This is a genomic window from Desulforudis sp. DRI-14 (genome assembly GCF_052618305.1).
Window position 1 is genome coordinate 270,559 of the sequence record NZ_JBQXEZ010000001.1, and the last position, 24,738, is coordinate 295,296.

Sequence of the window (24,738 nt, forward strand, 5' to 3'; positions counted from 1 at the left end):
ATGTCGAATCCTCTTTGTTATGCAGAAATGAGGAGGAAGGATGAGTGGAGCTTAGCCTGGCTGAAGCAGTGTTTCAGGGCTTTCCGGAAACGGTCGCGGTCTGGCTTTTGGCTTTTGCCCTTCTCGGCATCCCCTGGCGCGCCGGGCCGGTGCTCCTGTTTGCGGCTCTCTCCCTCGGGACGGTCGCCTTCATTCGCTCCCTGGACGCTCCTTTCGGCCTGCATACCCTGGTCCTCACGGCGGTGCTGGCCGCTGCCCCTGTAATCGTGTACCGCGTTCAGGCCCACCGGGCCGTCATAACCGCTCTTGTCGTTTCGACAGCGCTTGCCGTCTGCGAAATCATCGGCAGCGGGGTCAGCCTGGCGGTGCTCGGCGCCACTCCCGAAGACATGGCCGCCAGTGAGGTCATCAGCATCGTCACGGGCCTGCCCCAGGTCCTTATGCTTCTTTTCCTCGCGGTGCTGGTCAGGACGCGCGGAGAAAAGCTCCGCCGCCGCCTTGGACTGTGACGGCCGGAAAGGAGCGTACACCACTGCGCATCGAGGACAGTCCCCCCCTGCAGAAATATGAAAACGCCCTGCGCAGCCAATACTGGACGGGACATTTTTTCTTCATGGTCGCCGTCCTGTCGGTGGTGGCAACCCAAACGGCGCCGGCAACCTCCTGGACGGTTTCCTTGCGGCCGCTCATGGCCGGCTGGGCGATCATGCTCGCCCTCACGGTGATCCTGCAGCGCAGCATCGATTTGTCGGGCTGGTCTCCGGTCCGTCCATGGCCGCTGAAAGGAGTGCTCTTCGCCGCCCTCTCGGCTGCAGGCTTGCTGGCGATCATCGCCGTCACGGGAGGGCACGCCAGCCCCTACAAGGCTCTGGTCATCTGTTCCGCGGTCTTGAGCGCCCTGCACTTCGGGTGGCGGATAAGTTTCCTGACCGCCTTCCTGGTGATGATCCCGCACATGTTTTTTGACCAGGGCAATATCGAAACGAATCTGACGAAGGCAATGGGCGAGGATTTCTTCCTGCTGGCCGTAAGCTGCACCGTCGGCTGGCTGGTCGGCAGCATCAACGAGATCAACCGCAACCTCGCCCAGGACCTGGTCAAGGAGCGCTCTTTTCTTGAAACCGTCATCAACGTTTCACCCAGCGGCCTCTTCGTGCTCGACAGGGACGGCGTCGTGATCTACGCCAACAAAACGATCAACGCGATGCTCGGACGCAATATCGCGGGCTTGAACGTCATCGACCTGCAGGACCTCGGCCTTTTACTGGAGGAAGATGCCGGCGAAACCCGGGAGCACATACGGAAGGGCATACCCGTGACGGGTGTGCCCGGCCAGCTCATCCGCGGCGACGAGGTCCGAGAACTGGAAGGGGACTATATTCCTCTACCCTCGTTCAATAATGTCGAGGCCGTTCTGGTCATCGCCCGCGATGTCACCGAACGGCGCCGCGCAGCGACGTTATCGACCGTGGGGCAGATGGCCGCCGGCCTGGCCCACGAAATCAGGAACCCGCTCACCGGCATCCGCGGTTTCGCGCAGCTGATCGCCGAACGCGACACGCGTGACCCCATCGAAAAGATCATCCCCTATACCGAGACGATAATCCAGGAGTGCGACCGGGTTAACAGGCTGCTCACCGAATTCCTGGCCTTCGCCAAGCCCAAGGACACGGTCATCAAGCCGCTGGAACTGAACCTGGTGGTCATCGCGGCTGCCAGCATGGCCAACACGACGGCCGCCATGTCCGACACAACCCTGGAGATCGAGCTGGGCGGTATCCCGATGATCAACGGCGACCGCGACAAGCTCATCCAACTGACGCTGAACCTTTTGCACAACGCCATCGACGCCGCCGGCCGCAACGGTCATGTAAGGATCAGCACCGGCCTGGAAAGCGGGCAGGTCTTCCTGCGCATCGCCGACAACGGCCCCGGCATCCCGGCGGAGATCCGGGAGAAAATCTTCCAGCCTTTCTTTACCACCAGGGACGAGGGGACCGGCCTCGGGCTGGCCATTTCCGAGCGCATCATCCGAGAGCACGGGGCACGCATAGAACTCCACTCCAGCAGCAAAGGCACGACGTTCACGGTCTGGTTCAAGGCGGTCGATGAATTGCCTCCCAGCGCCGGTGAAGATTAAAGGGCCTCTCTTACCCTGATAAGAAAAGCCCTTGGAGTCAGCTACCGATTGTTACTCGTTTACCATTTATCGGTAATTACAGCAGCGGATTCACTCAAGGCATACTACTGGCTGCCACTGCCGCCGCCTTGCCCGCCGCCTTGCTGGCCCCCGCCCTGGCCGCCTTGTTGCCCGGCAGGCATGCTCTCGATCTTTTTAATCTCTCCCGGAACGTTGATTTCCATGGTTTTACCGTCCTGAGTAGTGATCATGACTTTGGTCTGCTGCCGGCCGCCGCCCTGCTGGCCGCCGCCGCCCTGGCCCCCGCTCTGTCCGCCTTGTTGACCGCCTTGCTGCCCGCCGCCGCTCTGTCCGCCTTGGCCGCCCTGTTGGCCGCCGCCTTGGCCGCCCCGCTGTCCGCCCTGCTGCATCCGTTCGGCAAGCAGGAACATGTTTTCCTGGGTAATAAGGCGGACCGGGATAATCCTGGTAGGGACCCCGGACACTCCGTTCGTCGTCTGGGCCTCAAAATTCCACCTGCCCTCGCGGGCGACGGCCTTGGCGGCGTCGAAAGCAAAACGGCCGATCATCTCGGGCATGACGTCGATTTCGGCGTCGTGCTGCCCCGCCATCAAAGCCTGGGCGGCGGTCTGGTCGGCGCCTACGCCCGCTGTCAACACCTCCCGGGTCTGCCCGCGGGTGCGCAGGACCTCCACGGCGGCCACCGCCATGCGGCTCTCATTGGCCAGGACGGCGGCCCAGTTGCCGACGGCAAGCGCCTTTTCGACCGTCTGCGAGACCAGTTTGGGGTCGTAACGGGGATGGCTCTCGACAGTGACGGAGTACCCGTTCTCCTCAAGCGCCGACCGGGCCGCATCGGTGATCTCCCGGGCCATGGGGTCCTGCGGGTCGCCTTGAAGGATAAGCACGTTGCCCCCGTTCGGACCCCGCTCGTCAACGACGAAACGGGCCTGAAGCTCTCCCGCCAAGCGGTGGTTGGAGGCGATGTAGCCCTCGACGGGCTCGTTGGGCGGCAGGGTTTCCAGGGCGATGACTTTAATCCTGTTCATCTGCAACTGCCGGACGAGAGCGTCGCCCCCCACCGGATCGACGAACTGGATGACGACGGCGTCGACCTTCTTTTTGATCAGCTCCTGGACGTCTCTTTCCTGCTGGAGCGGATCACCCTTGGCATCGAGCCAGGTCACCCTGATCCGGTCCTTTTTCGCGGCTTGATCGACCGCTTTCTTCATGGCCTGGGTGCCGTCGCGCCGCATATCGGCTACGGCGAAGGCGATCTTAGGCGGCTTCTCCGCCGGCTTACGTTCAGCCTGCTTTTTGCCGGGACATCCCGTTAAAAACAGGCTTATAATTATAACGCCCGCAAGAACGCGCATCCATTTCATTTCCATCACCCTTCTTAGTATGTTTCTCAAAGGGTGATTAATGCTGTATACCAACACCCTACATTATGGCACAAAATATGAAACGCTTACCTATAATACCTATAACAACAAAAAAATGGTCGCTATTGACCATTCACTGGCAGATACAAAAACACTGTTTCAGCCATTCAGAAGAGATTCGCCTCGCCGAATCCATCCCAATCCAACATCTAACTGCCAACACCCAACTGCCTATAAAGATCCCGTACCTTCTGGATGTCCTCCCAGACCGGGCGCTTCTTGCTCGGGTCGCGGAGCAGGGCGGCCGGGTGGTAGGTCGGCATGATCCGCACGTCTCCCCTTGCGATCCATTGTCCCCGGCACTGGGTGATGCGCGCCTTGGAGTCGACGAGGTACTGCAGGGCCGTGCTCCCCAGGAGGACCACGAGGCGCGGGGCGATGATCTCAAACTGTTTCTTCAGCCACGGCATACAGGCTTCGGCCTCGGCCGGAGTGGGCACCCGGTTGCCGGGGGGACGGCACTTCACGACGTTGGCGATATAGACTTCCTCGCGGCTCATCCCGGCGGCGGCCAGGATCCTGTCCAGGAGCTGGCCGGCGGCCCCCACAAAGGGCCGTCCCTGGCGGTCTTCCTCGGCCCCCGGGCCTTCTCCTATGAACATCAGGCGCGCCGCGGGGTTCCCCTCACCGAAAACGATATTGGTCCGTCCCTGGCTGAGAGGGCATTTGCGGCAGCCTTCCATTTCGGCCTTAAGCTCTTCCAGGGTGAACGGGCCCCGCATGTCCGCGAGAGTTAGCTGTTCTATCGCAAAGTTAAACAAATCAGTCACCTGCCATCGTCAATTGTGTCTGGTGCTTGATGCTTAGTGCTAATCATGGTGGTCATGGTGGTGGAAGTGGAGGTGCTCGTGCCCGTCAGCGTGGACGTGGGCATGGTAGTGCTCGTGGACGAGATTGGCCCGCAGGAGCAGTTCCCGGTTACCCAGGATTTCGACCGGCGAGCCGTCGGCGAGAAGCCGGTGGTCCTCCCCGAGAACCAGCACGCGCCGGGCCAGGGCCGGAACGATGTCGAGGTCGTGCGTAGCGATGACGATGGTTTTGCCGGCGGCGTGCAGCTTCTGCAGGAAGGTGACGAGCCAGTATTGGCTGCGGGGGTCGAGGTTGGCCGTCGGTTCGTCCAGGAGAAGGACCTCGGGATTCACAGCCATAACGGCGGCCAGGGCTACCTTCTTCTTTTCGCCGCCGCTCAAGCGATAGGGAGGCCGGTTGCGCAAAGCCTCGAGGCCGAAAAACGCCAGCACCTCTTCGACGGTCCGGCGGACGGCGTCCTTGGGCATTCCCAGCTGCAGGGGGCCGTAGGCCACCTCGTCCCACACGGTGGGGCAGAAGAGCTGGGCGTCGGTGTTCTGAAAGACGAAACCGATCCTGCACCGGAAGGCATGGGCGAAGGCCGCCTCGCGCAGTCGTTTCTCGGTCAGTTCCTCCCCGAAGGCGTACACCGAGCCCGACGTCGGCCAAAGGAGAGCCGCCATGATTTTGAGCAGCGTGGACTTGCCGGACCCGTTGGCCCCCAGCAGTGCCAAGGCTTCCTTGCGGGGGACCCTCAGACTGATGCCGTCCAGGACGGCTTGTCCGGCGTGGTAGGCATAGCTGACGTTTTCGAGGCGGTAAACCTCATCGGACAAAAGCCTCACCTCCGACGAGCAGGAAAACGGCCAGGCCGGCAACAAGAGCGAAAGCTCCGTCGCGCCAGCCGAGCCTGAAGTCCTCCAGCGTGCGGGGCTCGCCGGAGTATCCCCTGGCCTTCAAGGCCTGGTAAACCTCGTCGCTCAGGGTCAGCGACCGGCTGAGGAGCGTGGCGATACTGCGAACGGCAAAACGGCGGCGCTCCGGCAGGGCGGCCGGGTTGATCGCCCGCGACTCCCGCGCCGTCACGAGATCGAGGACGTTTTGCAGCAACAGGAACAGGTAGCGTAAGGACATTTCCAGGAGCATCACGATGGTCTGGGGCACGAACAGGGCACGCAGCGCCCGGAAAAGGTGCCCCCATTTCGTCGTCATCGGCAAAAGCAGGGCCAGGGTCGTGCAGGCCGCAACGCGCAGAACGGTCACCAGTACGCGGTTGATGCCTTCCGCCGAAAGGTAGAGCTCGTCCGGCAGGGCCAGGGGCCCTAAAGCTACGGGATGTGAAGGCCCCCAGACGGTGACGACCGCCGTCCCCGGGGTGTACCAGCTCAGCATGAGCGGCAAGGCCACAAAGCCGCCGAAAAAAAGGGCCACCGGCCACGCCCTGGTCAGGACGAGGGCCGGAGGGATGCGGGAAGCAAGGGCCAGACCCAGCACAAAAACATAAAACAGGACCAGGAAGCCGAGGCTCTCGAGGGTGACGGCCGAAGCAATCAGCGCCACCACGGCCCCGACCTTGACGCGGGGGTCGATGCCCTGCAAAAGGCCGGCGGCGTCGGCCCGCCTGTCGGCCAGAAAATCCTCCCGCACGACGTCCGTGATCCTGGCTACCGTCCCCGCCAGGAAACTCCCGCGCCGGCCGGCGGGAACGGAGGCAGGACGGTATTCGGCCTGCAGCCAGGCCGGCAGCTCCCGGGAGGTGGGATGTGAGAAATCGGAAGTGAGTTCCTCACTTGCATCAGGGGTCACGGCATCACGTAAGCTGCTCACCTCTGTCTCACACCTCTCACTCCATAAGGGCAACCAACCAGATCTGGCATATAGCGGTGTTCAGGTAAATCGAAGCGTCTAGTTACACGCGTTCAAGAATAATGCGGTGGTCCACCAGGGCCATCTCCACGACCCTGGCCTTGACGATCTTGCGGCGGCCGAAGATGTCCTCCAGCAGCAGGCCGTCCTCGTAGGGGACGATCTTGTCTACCGCTTCGAGCAGCAGCTCTTCCCTATCGCCATCGCGCAGGTAGGCATTGGCCTCGCACATAACGCAGCCTCCTTTAGCGTTAGTCGTAAGTGTACGGGTAGATAATTGGCTTAGTCCTAATTATAACTTAGAGCTGGCGGCATTAGGCCCTAAGCACCAAACATTAGGAATCGGGGTTAAGGACCCTTCTTCCCCCGGCTCTTATCCTAACGCTTATAGCCTAATGCTTATGCTTAATAACTATCCTACCACAAATAGAGCGCCGCGGAGGAGTGGAAACCTCCGCGGCCGGCACCAAACCTTTCTAAAAACTTCAGCTTTTCAGCCTGTTCCAAAGCCTTTCCAGGCCGCCGGGGCGAAGCTCGAGAACGCGCTCTTCATCGCCTTCCGGGACGGTCAAGACCCCGAACCTGCGGCCGGAAGGCGCGATAACGACCTGCCGCCGGTATGTCCGGCCGTCTTCAAGGTACCCCACCTCTGTCGTTCCCCCGCCGGCCAGGGCCGCCTGCAGGTCGGCGCGGCGGAAGACGGCGATGCCGTTGACCTCGGTGATGACGTCGCCGGAACGAATGCCGGCGCGCCAGGCGGGGGAATTCCGTTCCACGTCGAGCACCCCCACCCCCTCGTAACCGGGAACGTACCGCGGCTTGGCCCCGAACTCCCCGCGCTTGCCGATGTGGATGGTCAGTTCGTGGCCCAGGGGCGAAAACAGCGCCGCCAGCCAGACGAAACCCTGGTTTTGGGCGGCCAGGTAGGCCAAGGCAAAAAGAGTAATGCTGAAGCCGGTGAGATGGACGGCCGATATGCGGCTCCTGGCAACGGGCGTCCGGGCGAGGGCGATGTCCGAATACCCCAGGGCGGCGACCACCGGTAGCATTATGTAAACAAGATTGTCGGGATTCCCGGGTACGCTGGCGGGAATCAGCGGCCACCAACCCGGCATTTGCACACCCTCAGCCCCTTGGGGCAGGGCGCCCACGACGAGCAGGGCCACAATGGGGATGGGCCAGAACTTCTGCAGCGTGAAAGCGCCGACGATCCGGTCCCTGGTTAGGCGGACGTAAGCCGGCACGGCCCCGATGTGCCCGCTGAACAGGATCAGCACGGCTTCCACAAAATGCAGGATGGCGACGAGAGCCATCACCTGGGGAATGTCGATGGCCGGAAAGCCGAAAAAGAGATTGGCCAGGGCAAGCAGCCCCCCGCTGTAGGAGAAACACAGGAAGCGGGGGTGGATAAGCATCAGGACGATGGCCAGCGGGAGCAGGTATTGAAAGGCGGTCCCGTTAAGGGTCAGCCCGGTCAGGACGATCAGGAGGCTGCCCACGATCCCCCCGGCGAACCCGTACGCCGCGGCCAGGGCGGTATCGGACAGGACCTTGTTGCCGGCCGCGCCCAGGAAGTTTCGCCGCAACTCCGCCACCCTGCCGTACTGCAGGGCGACCAGGGCCATCACAATCCAGAAAACCGGATGGGTCAAGGCCGCCAGCATTCCCAGAAACACCTGGTGGAGCGCCCAAGTGAACGAAAACATGATTCACTCCCGGGACGTTCTTTATAATTTACAGTTCGCTCTTCAACACTTCCAACGCCTTATCGAGCTGAACATCCCTCGCGCTCCCCTCCGGCTGCTCGACGACGACGTCCGGCTCGATGCCCTTCTTGTGGATGTCGGTCCGGTTGGGCGTCAGGTAACGCGCGGTAGTCAGTTTCAAGCCCGCCCCGTCTCTCAAGGGGAAAAGGTTCTGCACGACGCCCTTCCCGAAAGTCCGCGTCCCGACAAGGGTGCCGGCTTTGGTATCCTTGACGGCCCCGGCCACGATTTCCGCGGCGCTGGCACTATCCTGGTTGACGAGCACGACCAGGGGCAGACCCAGCTTTCCGGGCTTGCCTTCGAAAACCTCGTCCTTCCCGGAGCGGTAATCGATGTAAACGACAGGGCCTTCGTCGATGAAAAGGTCGCTGATTTCGACGGCCGAACCGAGATTGCCGCCGGGGTTGTTGCGCAGGTCCAGGATAAGGCCTTTAAGGCCCTTGGACCGCAATTCGGATAAAGCCTCATGGACCTCGGGAGGAGTCTGTTCGCTAAACTGGCTGACGCTGATGTAACCGACGCCCGGCTCAAGGAACTTGTATTCGACCGAAGGAATGGTGATCTCCTCGCGGGTAATGGTGAAGCGCAGGGGCTGTTCGTAGTTTTCGCGCTTAACGACCAGACCCACCTTTGTCCCGATGGGACCGTGGATCATCGCCACAGCCGTTTCCAGGTCCATTTCGCTGACCTTGAAGCCGTCGATCTCGGTGATCACGTCGCCTTCCCTGATCCCGGCCCGCGCCGCCGGCGTCCCCGCAAAGGGCTTGATGACCAGCAGCCCCTGGCTGCGCATGCCCACCAGAATGCCGATCCCCCCGAAGGACCCCCTGATCTGTTCGCGAAAACGGGTATAGTTTTCCGGTTCCAGGTAAGCCGAATAAGGATCGTCGAGGGACCGCACCATGCCGTCGATGGCTCCTTCGACCAGGGTTCCGAACCGGACCTGGCCGATGTACTCGGTCTCGATCAGTTGCAAAACGCGCAGGAGGTTGCCGATTTGCTGGTAGTTCGTCACCACTGTGTAAACGGTTAAAGCGGTGCAGACCGTGAAAAGAAAAGCCAGGCCGGCCAGTAAAACACGCAAGCCCCTTGATCCCCGCAAGCAGCACACCACCATCTTTGCTCAGTACGCCTATTATACTATAACAGGCCCCAAGAAATTACAACCAGCTCATCGGCTGGTTGTAATTTCGGCGTTCAGCGCTCGGCATTCGGCATTCAGACCGAGCTGGGACACGGTCCTAAACGTAGTTATGCGGGTTGACCGCGTTCCCGTTTACCCTGACCGTAAAGTGCAAGTGCGGGCCGGTCGACCAGCCGGTGCTGCCCACGGCGCCGATCCTCTGCCCCTTGACGACGACCTCGCCCTCACTTACGCTCTGCCGCGAGAGGTGAGCGTACATGGTCGTCAAACCTCCCCCGTGGTCGAGCATGATGACCTTGCCGTAGCCCTGCAGCGTCCCCACGTAGATCACCGTCCCCGACTGCGCGGCCACCACCGGGGTGCCGGTGGGCGCCGGGATGTCGATCCCGTCGTGAAAACGCGTTACCCTGAGAATGGGGTGGATGCGGTTGCCGAAGTCGGAAGAAATACCGGTATACCCCGGCAGCGGCCATGTGAAGGGACCTTCGGCCTGAGGCCCCTTTCCGGCACGCTGGCGGGCGATCTCGTTCAGGATCTGCTGTTCCTTTTTCTCCAGCTCGTCCAGCTCGCGCTGCAGCCGGGTAAGGTCCTGCCTGGCGACGCTCAAAACGTTGGCCTTTTCTCTCTGGCGTGCGGCCAGATCCCGATAAACACCTTCCTCGGTCTGCTTGAGAGAGGCGATCTCGGCTTTCTTCTCCTCAAAAGCCCGCTTCCTTTCCGCCACCGCGTCGCGCCGGGCGGCCACCTCGGCCACCAGGTTGGCGTCCCTGCTTACGATGCAGGTGACGTATTCGGCCCGGGAAACCAGGTCGCTGAAACTCTTCGCCGCCAGCAGGAATTCGAGGTAACCGGTGCTCCCGTTCTCGTAGAGGTTGACCACGCGCTTCCTGAAAAGGGCGTCGGTAGCCCGCAGCTCGGCCTCCGTCTGTTCCAGATGCGCCGTGGTGTACGCCAGGTGTCTTTCGGCTTGGGCGAGAGAAACCTGTAAGGCCTCGAGCTCCCTGGTCTTTTGGTCAATGGAGCGGTCGAGCTGGGCCAACTGCCTGGTGTAGGTGGAAACGGTACCCTTCTGCTGTTTGACCAGGCGCCGCTGCTCCTCCAGTTTCTGGCGCGTTTCCTTGAGCTGGTCCTCAAGGCTGCCCGCGCATGTAGCCGCCAGCGGCCCCGCAACGATGGAGGCGATAGTAATAGCTATTGCAAGAACACACATCCATTTTCGCAACAACTGCCATGCCCCCAAAAAGCATTGGGCTTTGGGCTTTGAGCATTGAGATACTTTAGGATGGGATTCGGTGCAACCGAATCCCTTTCCTAGATTAATCCCAGCGCCCATTGCTCAGTGCCCAGTGCTATTCTCAGTGTCCAGTGCTCAGCACCAATCTAAGTGCTCAGTGCTCAACGCTCAAGTTACACATTAAGGAACTTCCTTATGGAAACCATGCTCCCGAGCCCCCCCATAATCAGGCCGAGGAGAACCAGCCCCGTAAAGACGGGGACTAGGAGCTGAGGGTCGTTGACGAGCTCCAAAAAGAAAAGCGAAGCGGCTTCCACCTGCAGCGTCAGGTAATAATAGCCTCCCGCCAGGAACGCCGTCGAAACAAGGGCGCCGATCAAGCCCACGGCCATCCCCTCCATCAGGAAGGGCAGACGAACAAACCAGTTGCTGGCCCCGAGGAACTTCATCACGCTCACTTCCTGCTGCCTGGCCACCACCGACAGCCGTACGGTCGTCACGATGAGAAAAACGGCGGCCACGGCCAGCAAGCCGGCGGCAGCCAGTGAAACAACATTAAGCCAGCGGGTGATGGCGATCAGCTTTTCGACCCAGCCCTGGCCGTAGCGGACCTTTTTTATCCCAGGCATTTCCTGGATTTGTCCGGCGATCACCGGCACCAGCTCGGCGCGCTCGGCCTTGATGCGGTAGCCGTCCGGCAGCGGGTTGTCCTCTTCAAGTCCGTCGAGGATGTCCTTGTTTTCCCCCAGGGCCTCCCTCATCTCCTCCAGGGCGCGTTCCTTGGAGACGAACACGCAGGACTGGATACCGTCCAGTTGCCGGATGCGCTGGTCGAGAAGCTCCTTGTCGGCGTCCTCGACCAGGAAAACGTTGATCTCGACGCTGGATTCGACCGTCTTCATCAATTGGCTAGCGTTGATGGCGACAAGGAGAAAACTCCCCAGGATGCCCAGGGAGACCGTGATCATGCCGGCCGAGGCAACGGCCATCCAAAAGTTGCGGGTCAGGGCCTGGATCGCCAGGTGCAGGCAGTAGGTCAGCCTATTGAGCATACCCGTAACTCCCCTGTTCCTCGTCCCTTACAATACGGCCCTTATCCAGGGCCACAACGCGTTTCATCATCTCGTTCACGATATCCCAGGCGTGCGTGGCGACGATGATCGTCGTCCCGGCGGCGTTGATCTGCTCCAGGAGGCTCATCAGATCCCTGGACGTCTCGGGATCGAGATTGCCGGTAGGCTCGTCGGCCAGGATAACAAGCGGGTTCTTAACGATGGCCCGGGCGATGCAGACCCGCTGCTGCTCGCCGCCCGACAGCTGGTGCGGGTAAGCCATGGCCTTTTCGAGCAGACCGACGCGGGCCAGGACCTCGGGGACCTTGACGCGTATCTCCCGCTGGGAGGCGCCGAAAACCTCCAGGGCCAGCGCCACGTTTTCAAAAGCCGTCTTCTGGGGCAGAAGCCTGAAATCCTGGAAGATCATGCCGATACGCCGGCGCAAGGCCAGGACGTCGCGGCCCCGCATCCGGACCACGTTCTTGTCGTTGAAGAAGAGCTGGCCTGAGGTCGGGAGCTCTTCCCGGAAAATCAGCTTAAGGATGGTGGACTTGCCGGCCCCGCTGTGGCCGACCAGGAAAACGAACTCCCCCCGCTTGATGCGGAGGTTGATATCCTTAACGGCCTCTACCTTTGAGCCCGGGTAAATCTTGCTTACGGAGTAAAATTGTATCAAAATGCAATGCCTCCGGGGGATTTGTGACGGTTGCCGTACCGAAGTTCTTCGACAGGATCTCCAAGATTCCTCTAGAAAAGGGGCTAAAACCCAGAAACAAAGCCGGGTGGCTGCAAGGCGGCTTGCCGCGGCAATCTGTCCGGCTTGTACAGCATAAAAGTATATGTCCTAGCCCTTGCGGGCCACGACCTCTTTTACGGCCGCCAGAATACTGGCCGTGGTGAGACCGTACTTCTCCAGCAACTCCGCCGGCTTGCCCGACTCGCCGAAGGTGTCCATTACCCCGACGCGCTTCATCGGCACGGGGAAGTTTTCGACCAGGGTCTCGGCGACGGCGCTGCCGAGCCCGCCGATGACGCTGTGCTCCTCCGCGGTCACGACGGCCCCGCTGGCACGGGCCGCCTCGACGACAGCCTCGACGTCGAGCGGCTTAATGGTGTGCATGTCGATCACGGCCACCGAGAGGCCCTCTTCCGCGGCCAGTTCGGCCGCCCGCAGCGCTTCGGCCACCATGATGCCGCAGGCGATGACCGCAGCGTCGTTCCCGGAACGCAGCTTAACGGCCTTCCCCGGGGTAAAGCTGAACCTCTGATCGTGGAGGATGGGGACAGCCGAGCGTCCCAGGCGGATGTAAACCGGCCCGTTGATGTTCACGGCGGCCCGTACCGCGCCGTAGACCTCCACCGCGTCAGCCGGCACGAAGACCGTCATGTTGGGGAGGCTGCGCATCAGGGCGATGTCCTCGACCGACTGGTGGGAGCTCCCGTCCTCGCCGACGGTCAGGCCGGCGTGTGTAGCGGCGATCTTGACGTTCAGCCTGGTGTTCGCGACACTCTGGCGGATCTGGTCAAAAGCCCGCCCGGCGGCGAATACGGCAAAAGTGCTGCAGAACGGGATCTTCCCCGCGGCGGCGAACCCGGCGGCCGTACCCACCATGTTCGCCTCGGCGACGCCCATATCGAAAAAGCGTTCCGGGAAACGCTTCGCAAAATCTATGGTCTTGGTCGACTTGGCGAGGTCCGCGTCCAGCACCACGACATCGGCCCTTTCCTCGCCGAGCTGCGCCAGTGCCTTTCCGTACGCCTCGCGGGTCGCTATCTTTTCCATCTCTCACACAACCTCCCCGTCTTTATCGCTGTAATTCTGCGAGAGCTCTTTCCACCTCTTCCGGCTTCGGCGCCACGCCGTGCCACTCGCACTTGTTTTCCATAAACGATACGCACTTGCCCTTGACGGTCCTGGCGACGATTGCCGTCGGGCGGCCCTTGGTGGCCCTTGCCTCGTCGAGGGCCTGCAGGATCTGGCCCATGTCGTGGCCGTCGATGACGATCACGTGCCACCCGAAAGCCTTGAATTTGTCGGGAATCGGCTCGGGGTTCATTACCTCACGCACCGGCCCGTCGATTTGGAAGCCGTTGAAATCAACAAAAACCGCCAGGTTGTCGATCCTGTAATGGGCGGCGGCCATGGCGGCCTCCCACACCTGGCCCTCCTGGATTTCACCGTCCCCAAGAAGGACGTAGACCCTGTAATCGCGGCCGTCAAGCCTGGCGGCCAGAGCCATCCCGTTGGCCGCCGAAAGCCCCTGTCCCAGGGAACCGGTCGACATCTCGACGCCGGGAAGCTTCTTCATGTCCGGGTGTCCCTGCAGGCGCGAACCCAGCTTGCGCAGAGTGGCCAGTTCCTCCACGGGGAAATACCCCCGTTCGGCCAGCGCCGCGTAGAGAACAGGCGCGGCGTGCCCCTTGGAAAGAACGAAACGGTCGCGCTCGGGCCAGCCCGGGTTCTGCGGGTCGAGGCGCATCTCCTTGAAATACAGGGCCGCGACGATATCGGCCGCCGAAAGCGATCCCCCCGGGTGTCCCGACCCGGCCGCCCCCAGCATGCGGACGATGTGTCGCCTGATCTCGCGGGCTCGTTCCTTGAGGCTCCCAAGGATCTCCTGGTCCATCTTTCCTAACCTCCGTTGCTTTACGTTTTTCCGGGTTCGAGTCGTTTAAAGCCTTCACCGAAGACCTCCCGCACGTCGGTGACGACGACGAAGGCCCGCGGATCAATCTCGTGGACGAGGTCCTTCAACCGGGTGACCTCGCTGCGGCTCACCACCGTCAACAGCACGTCCCGCTCCGCGCCGGTGTACGCTCCTGTCCCCCGCCAGATCGTCGCCCCCCGGTCCAGCTCGGTGTTGATTTTTCCGGCGATTTGATCGGGGTATGAGGAAATGATGAAAAAGGCCTTGGTAAAGCTGATGCCCTCCTGAACAGTGTCGATGATCCAGGCCGTAACGAAAATGGTGATCAGCGCGTAGAGCGCCAGTTCGTAAGACCGGAAGGCTATGCCGGCGGCCAGGACGACCGAAGCGTCGATCAGGAAGAGCAGCTGGCCGACGTTGATGCCCACGTAGCGCCGGACGATAAGCGCGGCAAAGTCGGTGCCGCCCGTCGTTCCCTTCGAGCGGAAAACCAGGCCCAGCCCCAGGCCGACCAGCACGCCGCCGAACAGGCTCGCCAGCAGCGCATCCCGGGTGGCCACGGGAAGGTAGGGGGCCAGCCCGTCGACGAACAGCGACAAGGTCACCGTCCCGTACAGCGACCGGAACCCCACCTGGAGCCCCAGCTTGTACAGCCCCCACAGGAAGAGGGGGACGTTGAGGGCGAGGATCGTAATACCCACCGGGAAGCCGACCAGATGAAAGATGATCGTGGCAATGCCGCTCACACCCCCGGCCGCAATCTTGTTGGGCACGAGGAACAGGTCGAGCCCCAGGGCGGTGAGGAGGACCCCGAGAGTGAGTATCAGGTACTCCCTGGAGTTGCGCACCAAGACCTTATGTACCAAAATCTAACCCCTCGACTTAGAATACCCATCCTTGCCAGTATGCACTCTTATTCTTTTTCCTCGACAACGAATCCTTCCTGACGACAAAAAGGCAACCCTTCGGCTGCCTTTTTGTCAGGTTTTCGGTTTCAGGTGTCAGGGCTCGGGTGGCAGGCAACACCCACCAGGCAAGAAAGAAGCCCGGCGCTTAGCGCCGGGCTTCTTGTCTTGCCTGGTGTATAAGGTAGGCCTTGATGAAATCGTCGATGTCGCCGTCGAGGACGGCGTTGATGTTACCCTTCTCCACCTTGGTACGGTGGTCCTTGACCAGAGCATACGGGTGCATGACGTAAGACCTGATCTGGCTACCCCAGGCGATGTCCATCTGCTCCCCGCGCAGCGCGGCGATTTCTTCCTCGCGCTTGCGCAGTTCCAGCGCCAGCAGTTTCGACTGCAAAAGTTTCATGGCCGCCAGGCGGTTGGCCAGCTGGGAGCGCTCGTTCTGGCAAGACACCACGATGCCCGTGGGCAGGTGGGTAATGCGCACCGCCGAGTCGGTCTTGTTGACGTGCTGGCCGCCCGCGCCCGCCGAGCGGAAGGTATCGATGCGCAGGTCGTCGGGATTGATGTTCACCTCGGCCGTCTCGTTAACCTCGGGTAGGACGTCAACCGAGGCAAAGGAGGTATGCCTCCGGCCGCTGGCGTCGAAGGGCGAAATCCGCACCAGGCGGTGGACACCCTTCTCCGAACGGAGATAACCGTAGGCGCTCAGGCCGGAAATCAAAAGGGTGGCGCTTTTGATGCCGCCCTCGTCGTCGTCGAGGATGTCCAGCACGCTGACCTTGTAACTGCGCCGCTCCGCCCAGCGGATATACATACGCATCAGCATCTCGGCCCAGTCCTGGGCCTCGAGCCCGCCCGCCCCGGCGTGCAAGCTTAAGATGGCGTTGCGGTGATCGTAGGGCCCCGCAAGGAGCAGCTCTATTTCCATCGACTGGACCTCCCGGTCCAGCCGGTCCAGCTCATCCTGCACCTCGGACGCTATGGCCGCGTCGTCCTCGTCCTCGCCGAGGGTCAGCAGGGTGGCCGTGTCCTCGTACAGCTGTTCGAGTCTCCGGAAATTGTCCACGGCGTCCCGCAACTGGGCGACCTTCTGCGTGATTTCCTGTGCCTTCTCCGGGTTGCCCCAAAAATCGGGGGTCGCCATCTCCCGTTCCAGGCGCTCAATCTCCGCTTCCTTGGCGGGGAGGTCAAAGAGAGGCCTTGAGGTCGCGCAGGCGCCCCTCAAGCTCTTCCAATCTGTCTCTTAGTTCGGGATACATATCTTCCTCCTATTGGGCGTTGTGCACTGGGCATTGGACCTTGAGCTTTGGGATTATTTGAGGGGATTCAGTAAGCTGAATCCCTTTCGTCATAAATCTCAGTGTTCATTGCCCAGCGCTCAGTGCTATTCTCAGAGCCCACAGCTCAGTGCTTAGCGCTATTAACGCCGCAGCACTTCTTGTACTTCTTGCCGCTCCCGCAGGGACACGGATCGTTGCGCCCCGCCTTTTTCTCCTTGCGGACGGGCTGTTTCGGCCCCTCGTCCTCGCCGCGGTTCTCGATCACCTGCCGGCGCTGCTCCTGGGCCGGAGCCACCCGGACGCGGAACAGGAAGCGGATGACGTCCTCCTGGATGCTGGCGATCATGTTCTGGAACATCTCGTAGCTCTCGAACTTGTACTCCACGAGGGGGTCTTTCTGACCATAGGCCCGCAGCCCGATCCCCTCGCGTAACTGGTCCATGGCGTCGAGATGGTCCATCCACTTCTCGTCGACGACGCGCAGGATGATGACCCGCTCGATTTCCCGCAGGGTTTCGGGACCCAGTTCATCCTCGCGCTGCCGGTAGGCTTCGCGCGCCTGTTCCAGGAGGAACTCCTTGAGCTCGCCGCGCTTCATGCCGGCAAGGTTCTCCGCGGTCAGGCGGTGGTGAGGCAGGAACACCTGGGTCGCGTATTCAAGAAGTCCCTCGTAGTTCCATTCCTCGGGATGAACGCCCTCCGGGGTGTAGGTCTCGACGGTCCGTCCCACCACGTCTTCCATCATCTGGTCGACGGCGGCGTGCATGTCCTCGCCGGTCAAAACCTGGCGGCGCTGGCGGTAAATCAGCTCGCGCTGCTGGTTGATGACGTCGTCGTACTCCAGGACGTGCTTGCGCATGCTGAAGTTGCGGTTTTCGACCTTCTTCTGGGCACTCTCCAGGCTTCTGGAAATCAGGCTGTGCTCCAGGGGCACGTCTTCCTCGATCTTGAGCCTGTCCATGAGCCCGGCGATGTTGTCGCCGCCGAAAAGGCGCATCAGGTCGTCGTCCAGGGCCACGAAAAACTGGGACGAGCCCGGATCGCCCTGGCGGCCGGTGCGGCCCCGGAGCTGGTTGTCGATGCGCCGGCTCTCGTGGCGCTCCGTCCCGATGATGTGCAGGCCGCCGAGGGCCACGACCTCGTCGTGCTCCCGGTCGGTGATCTGCTTAAACTCCTGGTAAAGCTCCTGAAAGACCCGCCGCGCCTCCTGCACTTCGGGCCTGCAGGGTCCCGCCTCGGCGGCTTCGGCGATGATCTCGGGATCGAAGCCCCGCTTGCGCATCTCCTGCTTGGCCATGAAGGCCGGGTTGCCTCCGAGAAGGATATCGGTGCCGCGGCCGGCCATGTTGGTGGCGATGGTGACCGCGCCTTTGCGCCCCGCCTGAGCGACGATTTCGGCTTCCTTCTCGTGGTACTTGGCGTTCAGCACCTGGTGGGGGATGCCCCGCTGGCGCAGCATCTGGCTCAAGATCTCGGATTTCTCGATGGAGATCGTGCCTACCAGGACGGGCTGCCCTACGGCGTGACGCCGGGCGATTTCGTCGACGACGGCCTGGAACTTGGCCCTCCCCGTCTTGTAAATCACGTCGGGCATGTCGGTACGGATCATCGGCTTGTTGGTCGGGATGACGATGACATCGAGCTTGTAAATCTTACGGAACTCCTCTTCCTCGGTGGCTGCCGTGCCCGTCATACCGGCCAGTTTCCCGTACATCCGGAAGTAGTTCTGGAAGGTGATCGTCGCCAGGGTCTGCGACTCCCGCTCGATCCTGACGCCTTCCTTGGCCTCGATGGCCTGGTGCAGCCCGTCGCTGTAACGGCGCCCGAACATCAGGCGGCCGGTGAACTCGTCGACGATGATGATCTGCCCGTCCTTGACCACGTAGTCGACGTCGCGCTTCATCAGGGCGTGCGCACGCAGGGCCTGGTTGAGGTGGTGCATCAGCTCGATGTTGCGGTCGTCGGCCAGGTTGTCGATCTTCAGCGCCTTTTCGACCTTGTCGATGCCCTCCTCGGTGATGGTCACCGTGCGTGCCTTCTCGTCAACCGTATAGTCAACGTCTGGCTTAAGCCTCGGGACAAGCCGGGCGAAGGTATGGTACAGGTCGGTCGGCTTGTTGGACTGCCCGGAAATGATCAGCGGCGTCCTGGCCTCGTCGATGAGGATGCTGTCCACCTCGTCGATGATGGCGTAGTGAAGTTCGCGCTGGACCATCTCCTCCGGGTTCAGGGCCATGTTGTCCCGGAGGTAGTCGAAGCCGAACTCGTTGTTGGTCCCGTAAGTGATGTCGGCAGCGTAAGCCTGTTTCCGCTGGCTGTGGTCCAGGCCATGGACAATCAGGCCCACGTTGAGCCCCAGGAAACGGTACACCTGTCCCATCCACTCGCTGTCGCGGCGGGCCAGGTAATCGTTCACGGTCACGATGTGCACGCCGCACCCCGTCAGGGCGTTGAGGTAGGCCGGCAGGGTGGCGACAAGCGTCTTGCCCTCGCCGGTTTTCATCTCGGCGATCCGCCCCTCATGTAGGACGATGCCGCCCATCAGCTGGACATCGAAATGGCGCATGTCCAGCACGCGCCTCGACGCCTCGCGGACGACGGCGAAGGCTGGGGCCAGGATGTGGTCCGGTTCCGCGCCGTTGGCCAGCCGTTCCCGGAATTCGACGGTCTTGGCCGCCAGTTCCTCATCCGACAGGGCCTGCATCTCGGGTTCGAGCGCGTTTATTTCTGCGACATCCCGGCTCAGCCGCTTGACCTCCCGGGCGTTGTCGTCGAACCAGTTCTTGATAAAACCGATCAACGGTGATACACCTCGCCATTTAAACGCCCGCATGCATGGATGCGGCATTCGCACAAATTAAGGAACCCAGCGGTTCCTTCAATCTCTTTATTTTAGCATTTGCAGCAGGTCATTGCAACCAAGCGGCAGACAAAAAATGGCAGCGGGATTGCATAAAAAAGCGCGCCTGGCGGCGCGCTTTTCTGTTCCGAAGTACCTTTATTCGGGCTCGATCAGGCCGTAGTTGCCGTCCTTGCGCCTGTACACAACATTGACTTCCTGCGTTTCGGCGTTGGAGAACACGAAAAAGCTGTGTCCCAGGAGATTCATCTGCATCACGGCTTCCTCGACCTGCATGGGTTTGATGGCAAAGCGCTTCACGCGCACCACGCGGAAGGGATCTTCCTGCTCCTCGGCTTCCGCATCCCTGGCCTCCGCCGTGCGGAGTCTCTTGCCCAGGCGCCCTTTAAACTTCTCGACTTGTTTCTCAAGCTTTTCAACAACGAGGTCGACAGAGGCATACATATCGGGTGTCGCTTCTTCGCCGCGCAGGATCATGCCGTTAATGGGGATAGTGACTTCAACGCGATGCGAGTCTCTCTCCACCGAAAGCGTTACCTGGGCGTCACCAAAATTGTTCAAGAGCTTGCCCAGCTTGTTGAGGCGTTTTTCCACATAGCTTCTTAAGGCGTCGGTGACCTCTATGTTTTTGCCGCGCACGTTGACTCGCATTTTGCTCTCACTCCTTTGGCTCGAGTTAATCTATAGTATTCCCTCCCATAGAGGAATATCCTGCCGTTGGCATGTGAAAACAAGTCTGTCGAAAAAAGGTTTGGCGAACGCCGTATCCGATGGGAAAAACCTGTGGATACAGTGGATAAACCTGTGAATAACAGGCTTTTCAGGGCTCCATATTGTGGACAAGGCAATTTATGGTGTAGGCATTTGTCGAAGGAACCATAATTCAGTAAAGATAGGTCAGCGGTTGCCCCCGGCGAACGTAAGACCCAGGACTCGCCCCGCGCCCGCCCGTTTCAAGGCCCGGGCCGCGGAGGCCATCGTACTCCCGGTTGTGAAGACGTCATCAACGACGACAACCGTGCGTCCTCTTACGAAGGACTCGCTTCTGGACGCCACGGCGAAGGCCCCGGCCATGTTGCGCCTCCGTTGCGCCCGGCTCAAGCCGGTCTGGGGCGGGGTTTCGCGCGCCCGGACGAGAACTTTGGCTGCCGGCAGCCCGGAAAGCCCGCCGAGCGCCGCGGCCAGCAGTTCGGCCTGGTTGAAACGGCGCTCCCGCAGGCGCTCTCTCCCCATCGGAACCGGGACGAGCAGTTCGGCCTTCAGGTAGCCTTCCTCGGCCTGGAAAGTCTTGAGCATCAGTCCGGCCATGAAAGAAGCGAGGTGCCGCCGGCCGTGGTACTTGAGTTGGTGTACGGTCTCGCGGGCGCGGCCCTCGTAAGGAAAGGAGGCCCTGTTGAAGACGAAGGGCCAGCTCTGTCCCGGGCATTCGTCGCAGAACCCCGCCAGGGAAACGACGGCAAACCGGCCGCACACCGCGCAGCGGGACGACCCGGCGGCAAGCGCCGCCAGGGACTCCACGCACTCCCGGCACACCTCGCCGGCGCCGCCCCCGCAAAGGGGACAAGCCCGGGAAAAAGGGAAGACCAGGTCGACCAGGCCCGTCCATAAATCGCGCCACAGCGTTACCAGTCGTGCAAGCCCCCCGTCCCCGCCCTGGACCGGTAGCCGGCGGCGTCCCCCGTCGCTGCGGCCGCACGCAGGCTCTCCTCGGCATACGCGAGCAGCGCGTCCGCCGTCTCACCGTCGCGCGGGTATATGGCCGTAGCCGAGCGGAGCGAGACCGCACACTCGCCGTCTCCGGCACGGAAAGAACGCTGCTCCACGGCCCGCCGGAGACGCTCCGCCGCCTGGGCGACCTCGATCTCGCCGGCCTCCGTGAAGAATACGGCGAAGGCGTCATCCCCGTACCTTCCCACGGGGAGGCCGGGGCCGCAGCGCCGGGCGATCAGGGCGGCCACCTGCTGCAGGACGGCGTCGCCCGCCTCGTCCCCGTAACGGCGGTTAATCCGGGCCAGCCCGGCGATTTCCAGGAGGAGGGCCACCGCCGGCTTCTCTTCTTCGCGGCACTGCAGGAGCAGCTCGCCGGCCTGCTGCAGGAACGCCTGCCGGCCGGGCAGCCCCGTCAGGGCGTCGCATCCCGTCAGGGTGGCGACCCGGTCGTAAAGAAGCGTGTTATTGATGGCCACCGCGGCCTGCCCGGCGATAATGGTGAGGATGTGCAGGTTGCGCTCGTCGTAAACGCCGGGGCGCCGGGCCCCCACGACAAAGACTCCGGAAACCTGGTCCTCGACCAGCAGCGGAATGATGATCAGCGAGCGCAGGAACTGGGGTAATCCGGCCTCGCGGGCCAATCGTGCGTCCCCGCGGGTATCGTAAACGACGACGGGCTCTTTACCCTGGATGACCGGAGCGGCATACCCCTCGTCGGGATCGAGGGTGGATTCCTCCAGGTCGCGGCTGAAGGGGCTCCTGACGGCGCAGCAGCGGAAGAGGCCCGACCTGTCGTCCCAGAGGTAGACGGCCGCCGTGTGGTAGGGGATGATCCTCCTGGTCTCGGCGAGGATGAAGTTCAGGAGCTCGGTCAGGTTGACGCTGGCCCCCATGCGCTTGGCCACCTCGTAAAGGACGCTGAGCTCGCGGTTGCTGAGCTCGAGCTTCACTGTATGGCGGAGAAGAAGCTGCACGCCCAGCGCCGGCAGAAACAGCAGGTAGGCGGCGGTCGGTCCGATGTGGGTATAAATGATGCTGGCTAGGTAAGCCAGGGGAATAACGAACAGGTAGGTGCCGGCGTCCCAGACCAGGGTGTTGTACCAAGAGATACTGGGGAAGGAACGGCGGCGGGGAGCGATGTAAAGGTAGACGAGGACGTGGTTGGCCACCAGGTGGCCCCCGGCGAAGGCCAACACGGGCAAAACGTTGGACGGGGCGAAACGCTCCCCGGAGGCGCCCCCGAGATAATCGTAAGCCAGGGCGCCCGCAGCGATAGCCAGGGCGCACTGCGCGGCGTTGAAAAGAGTCGTGCGCATGGGATTGCCGCGGTTGACGATGCCCTGGCCGAACAAGGTCCCCAGGGCCCCGACCCACGCCGCCGCGGGAAACCCGAAGAGGAGAAAGGCAGCCAGCACGACTGCAAACCCGCTGGAAAGCTGCCCGTACGGAAAGGAGACAACGAGCCATTCGGACAGCACCCCGAGAGCGATCAGGGTCACGTACTGGACGGCATAGTCCAGGTCGACGCCCTGAAAAAGCCCGGCGAGCAAGTAAAAGCCCCCGCCGATCACCAGCCACAGGTAGAGGATGTGCACCACCGTTCCAGGCCGCAACCGACCCACCTCGGGGAAACATTTCGACAAAAATCACCCGTTCCCTCCAAAAACAGTAAAAGCCGCCTCGTACAGCGGCTTTATACCGGTCTTCAGCGCTCAGCATTCAGCATTAGGATTAGGGGTTTTAGACAAGCAGAGGGGGCTATGCAAAGCGCAGCCCCCTATTTATCTGAATGCCGAGTGCTGAGTGCCGAGCGCTATTAAATACCGGCATCCGACTTCAGGGCTTCCACCTTGTCCAGCCCCTCCCAGGGGAGGTCGAGGTCGGGACGCCCGAAGTGGCCGTAAGCGGCGACCTGCCGGTAAATCGGCCGGCGCAGGTCCAGATCTCTGATGATCGCCCCGGGGCGGAGGTCGAAGTTCCGGTAAACGATCTGCGCGAGCTTTTCCTCGTCGATGCGCGCCGTGCCGAAGGTATCGACGCGGATGGACACGGGCTCGGCCACGCCGATGGCGTAGGCCAGGTGTACCTCGCACTTGCCGGCCAGACCCGCCGCCACGATATTCTTGGCGACCCACCGGGCGGCGTAGCTGGCGGAGCGGTCGACCTTGGTCGGGTCCTTGCCCGAAAAGGCCCCCCCGCCGTGACGGGCGATACCGCCGTAAGTATCGACGATGATTTTGCGTCCCGTCAGGCCGGTGTCGGCGTGCGGCCCGCCGAGAACGAAACGGCCCGTGGGATTGATGTAGTATTTCGTCCGTTTGTCCAGGAGCTCCGGGCCTATCACCGGCTTGATCACGTAATCGATGACGTCCTCCTGGATCGTCTCCTGGTCGACGTCGGGGCGGTGCTGGGTCGAAACGATCACGGTATGCACGCGGACCGGACGGCCGTTTTCGTATTCGACGGTGACCTGCGTCTTGCCGTCGGGACGGAGGTAGTCCAGGGTCTTATCTTTCCGGAGCTGGGCCAGCCGCCGCGCCAGGCGGTGGGCGAGAGTGATCGGCAGGGGCATCAGTTCCGGCGTTTCGTCGGTGGCGTAACCGACCATAATGCCCTGGTCGCCCGCCCCGATTTCCTCCTTGAGCACGCCTTGGGCGATGTCGGGCGACTGCTCGTCGATGGAGGTGATCACGGCGCAGGTGTCGCAGTCAAATCCGTACTTGGCGCGGGTGTAGCCGATCTGGCAGACCGTGTCGCGGACGATCCTGGGGATATCGACGTAACAGTTGCAGCTGATCTCCCCGGCCACAAAAACGAGACCGGTGGTCACCAGGGTTTCCGCGGCGACCCTGGCTTCGGGGTCCTTGGCTAGAATGGCGTCGAGGACGGCGTCCGAAATCTGGTCCGCCACCTTGTCGGGATGTCCCTCCGTAACGGATTCCGAAGTGAAAAGATGTCTCATTGGCAACCCTTCTTAACGAAATCTGTTGAATACTGCAAACAATTCTAGCAGAACCGGTAATTGGTGTCAACGAAGCGTGCTCCAAAGCTTCGCGCTGCGAAGCCGCCGGCTAGGGAACGACCAGTTGCTGGCCGGGGTAAATGATTGTTGAACTGAGGTTGTTCGCACGCATGATAGCCTCAACCGTCGTCCCGTAAAGCCGGGCGACGGCATAGAGCGATTCCCCCGGCCGGACGGTATGCACCCGGTCTCCCCCGCCCGGCCGGGGCTGCGCGGGGGCGGGATTGAACACGGGATGCGGCGCGGAACCGCTGGAAACGACGACAATCACCGGCGAGCCCACCGCGACAACCGGGAAGATCGTCTCCACGTCCCTATTGTACATCCGTACGCACCCGTTCGATACGGCATGCCCGATGGATTGCGGGCGGTTGGTGCCGTGAATGCCGTGGCCCTGCGTGGTGAAGCCCAGCCACCGGGAGCCGTAGACGCCGCCCGGGTTGACGATTTTATTGAGGATACTGAACGTACCGACAGGGGTCGGGGTGGCCGGCTTGCCCACGGCGACCGGGAAAGGGCCCAGCAAGCCGCTGCCCCTAAACACCATCAAGCGCCGCGCCCCGATGTTGATGTTGACTGTAACGGTAGAATCCAAAGCGTTGACGGGAGCGCCGCCGGCGGCAGCGGTCAAATCGTTCGGTAAAACGGTTGTCCGGAACAGTTCTTTCCAGGTCCTGTCGTCTATTTCTCCCGTAACGGGAAGACCCTTGCGCGATTGAAAGTCGCACAAAGCCCGGGATGTCCCGGGTCCGAAAAAGTTGACAGGATCGTCAACGGCAAAACCCAGGTCGTGCAACTGTTCCTGCAGGTTGCCCACAAGCAGGTGCGTCATCCCCGGACGGATGATGCCGGTGCCTTCGGATGACATGTG

At 61.8% G+C, this 24,738-nt stretch carries 22 protein-coding genes; 2 read left to right on the forward strand and 20 right to left on the reverse strand.

The features are described 5' to 3' along the window. Window positions 1-44 precede the first annotated feature (44 nt). Entirely contained in the window at window positions 45-509 is a 465-nt protein-coding gene (locus ACUM6F_RS01340; RefSeq protein ID WP_425620408.1) for a hypothetical protein, read from the forward strand. Continuing rightward, window positions 506-2,140 carry a two-component system sensor histidine kinase NtrB gene (locus tag ACUM6F_RS01345; RefSeq protein ID WP_445348162.1) on the forward strand — a complete coding sequence of 545 codons (1,635 nt, stop codon included), beginning with the start codon at window positions 506-508 and terminating at the stop codon, window positions 2,138-2,140. Before ACUM6F_RS01340 ends, ACUM6F_RS01345 begins: the two co-directional genes overlap by 4 nt. 104 nt (window positions 2,141-2,244) lie before the next feature. Here the strand turns inward: ACUM6F_RS01345 and ACUM6F_RS01350 are convergent, their stop codons facing one another. From ACUM6F_RS01350 to ACUM6F_RS01445, 20 genes are all read right to left on the reverse strand, one after another. Next, the gene (locus ACUM6F_RS01350) at window positions 2,245-3,525 is read right to left on the reverse strand and encodes a sugar ABC transporter substrate-binding protein (protein WP_445348163.1); all 1,281 of its coding nucleotides are present in this window, start codon (window positions 3,523-3,525) and stop codon (window positions 2,245-2,247) included. A gap of 209 nt (window positions 3,526-3,734) precedes the next feature. Beyond that, entirely contained in the window at window positions 3,735-4,307 is a 573-nt protein-coding gene (locus ACUM6F_RS01355; protein ID WP_425622182.1) for a uracil-DNA glycosylase, read from the reverse strand. 87 nt (window positions 4,308-4,394) lie between these two features. Then, the gene (locus ACUM6F_RS01360; RefSeq protein WP_445348164.1) at window positions 4,395-5,210 is read right to left on the reverse strand and encodes an energy-coupling factor ABC transporter ATP-binding protein; all 816 of its coding nucleotides are present in this window, start codon (window positions 5,208-5,210) and stop codon (window positions 4,395-4,397) included. Continuing rightward, window positions 5,200-6,201: a cobalt ECF transporter T component CbiQ gene (gene cbiQ, locus ACUM6F_RS01365; RefSeq protein ID WP_425620411.1), complete on the reverse strand. Its 1,002-nt coding sequence runs from the start codon at window positions 6,199-6,201 to the stop codon at window positions 5,200-5,202. The genes ACUM6F_RS01360 and cbiQ overlap by 11 nt, the downstream gene beginning before the upstream one ends. An 82-nt stretch (window positions 6,202-6,283) precedes the next feature. Next, a complete protein-coding gene (locus ACUM6F_RS01370) occupies window positions 6,284-6,472 on the reverse strand; it encodes a CooT family nickel-binding protein (protein ID WP_445348165.1) in 189 nt (62 codons plus the stop codon). A 253-nt stretch (window positions 6,473-6,725) separates the two neighbouring features. Beyond that, the gene (locus ACUM6F_RS01375; protein ID WP_445348166.1) at window positions 6,726-7,946 is read right to left on the reverse strand and encodes a PDZ domain-containing protein; all 1,221 of its coding nucleotides are present in this window, start codon (window positions 7,944-7,946) and stop codon (window positions 6,726-6,728) included. 28 nt (window positions 7,947-7,974) lie between these two features. Beyond that, complete coding sequence (locus tag ACUM6F_RS01380; protein WP_445348167.1) at window positions 7,975-9,090, reverse strand: S41 family peptidase; 1,116 nt, start codon at window positions 9,088-9,090, stop codon at window positions 7,975-7,977. A gap of 157 nt (window positions 9,091-9,247) precedes the next feature. Continuing rightward, window positions 9,248-10,375, reverse strand: coding sequence for a murein hydrolase activator EnvC family protein (locus tag ACUM6F_RS01385; protein WP_445348168.1), 1,128 nt, complete (start codon window positions 10,373-10,375; stop codon window positions 9,248-9,250). Window positions 10,376-10,557: 182 nt separating this feature from the next. Then, window positions 10,558-11,436, reverse strand: a complete 879-nt coding sequence (gene ftsX, locus ACUM6F_RS01390) for a permease-like cell division protein FtsX (RefSeq protein ID WP_445348169.1) — start codon at window positions 11,434-11,436, stop codon at window positions 10,558-10,560. Continuing rightward, window positions 11,426-12,115 (reverse strand): cell division ATP-binding protein FtsE, encoded by a 690-nt coding sequence (ftsE, locus tag ACUM6F_RS01395; RefSeq protein ID WP_445348170.1) that lies wholly within the window; start codon window positions 12,113-12,115, stop codon window positions 11,426-11,428. The genes ftsX and ftsE overlap by 11 nt, the downstream gene beginning before the upstream one ends. Before the next feature lie 168 nt (window positions 12,116-12,283). Continuing rightward, window positions 12,284-13,222 (reverse strand): transketolase family protein, encoded by a 939-nt coding sequence (locus ACUM6F_RS01400; protein ID WP_445348171.1) that lies wholly within the window; start codon window positions 13,220-13,222, stop codon window positions 12,284-12,286. Window positions 13,223-13,244: 22 nt separating this feature from the next. Next, window positions 13,245-14,066 (reverse strand): transketolase, encoded by an 822-nt coding sequence (locus ACUM6F_RS01405; protein WP_425620419.1) that lies wholly within the window; start codon window positions 14,064-14,066, stop codon window positions 13,245-13,247. A gap of 20 nt (window positions 14,067-14,086) precedes the next feature. Continuing rightward, window positions 14,087-14,953 carry a YitT family protein gene (locus ACUM6F_RS01410; RefSeq protein ID WP_425620420.1) on the reverse strand — a complete coding sequence of 289 codons (867 nt, stop codon included), beginning with the start codon at window positions 14,951-14,953 and terminating at the stop codon, window positions 14,087-14,089. Between the two features lie 187 nt (window positions 14,954-15,140). Beyond that, a protein-coding gene (prfB, locus tag ACUM6F_RS01415; protein ID WP_445348172.1) for a peptide chain release factor 2 occupies window positions 15,141-16,254 on the reverse strand; the annotation gives its coding sequence in 2 pieces (ribosomal slippage) (window positions 15,141-16,184 and window positions 16,186-16,254; 1,113 coding nt in all). Window positions 16,255-16,399: 145 nt separating this feature from the next. After that, the gene (gene secA / locus ACUM6F_RS01420) at window positions 16,400-19,075 is read right to left on the reverse strand and encodes a preprotein translocase subunit SecA (protein ID WP_445348173.1); all 2,676 of its coding nucleotides are present in this window, start codon (window positions 19,073-19,075) and stop codon (window positions 16,400-16,402) included. Between the two features lie 198 nt (window positions 19,076-19,273). Further along, window positions 19,274-19,786 (reverse strand): ribosome hibernation-promoting factor, HPF/YfiA family, encoded by a 513-nt coding sequence (gene hpf, locus ACUM6F_RS01425; protein WP_425620423.1) that lies wholly within the window; start codon window positions 19,784-19,786, stop codon window positions 19,274-19,276. 246 nt (window positions 19,787-20,032) lie between these two features. Beyond that, window positions 20,033-20,668, reverse strand: coding sequence for a ComF family protein (locus tag ACUM6F_RS01430; protein ID WP_445348174.1), 636 nt, complete (start codon window positions 20,666-20,668; stop codon window positions 20,033-20,035). Window positions 20,669-20,757: 89 nt separating this feature from the next. Next, complete coding sequence (locus tag ACUM6F_RS01435) at window positions 20,758-22,488, reverse strand: GGDEF domain-containing protein (protein WP_445348175.1); 1,731 nt, start codon at window positions 22,486-22,488, stop codon at window positions 20,758-20,760. A 173-nt stretch (window positions 22,489-22,661) separates the two neighbouring features. Beyond that, window positions 22,662-23,807, reverse strand: a complete 1,146-nt coding sequence (gene metK, locus ACUM6F_RS01440) for a methionine adenosyltransferase (RefSeq protein ID WP_425620426.1) — start codon at window positions 23,805-23,807, stop codon at window positions 22,662-22,664. A gap of 109 nt (window positions 23,808-23,916) precedes the next feature. Further along, window positions 23,917-24,735, reverse strand: coding sequence for a L,D-transpeptidase family protein (locus ACUM6F_RS01445; RefSeq protein WP_445348176.1), 819 nt, complete (start codon window positions 24,733-24,735; stop codon window positions 23,917-23,919). Between the last annotated feature and the right edge of the window lie 3 nt (window positions 24,736-24,738).